This window comes from Burkholderia sp. SIMBA_062 (assembly GCF_046534765.1).
Taxonomy (GTDB): domain Bacteria; phylum Pseudomonadota; class Gammaproteobacteria; order Burkholderiales; family Burkholderiaceae; genus Burkholderia; species Burkholderia ambifaria.
The window spans coordinates 1-231 of sequence record NZ_JAWRYD010000677.1 but is presented as its reverse complement, the minus strand read 5'-3'; the positions used below and the strand labels follow the sequence as shown (position 1 = coordinate 231).

The window sequence follows — 231 nt, the reverse complement described above, 5'->3', positions numbered from 1 at the left end:
CCACATTAGAATGGAAAATAAGCTTAGCCAAAAAAAAGATAGGTGATTATGAATGTCAAAGTGCAACATTGAAATATAAAAATAGACAATGGACGGCATGGTTTACACAAGATATTCCTATTCCTGAAGGCCCTTCTTTTTTTAAAGGATTACCCGGCTTAATCGTTTGGGTATATGATGATAAGAGAAACTATGATTTTTTCTTAAAAAAACTGACTAAAGACTTTTACG

General features: G+C 32.0%; 1 protein-coding gene. It reads left to right on the top strand.

From position 1 onward, the window contains the following. Positions 1 to 231, top strand: a 231-nt coding sequence (locus SB786_RS37895) for a GLPGLI family protein (protein ID WP_410731795.1), incomplete at both ends; no start/stop codon positions are given.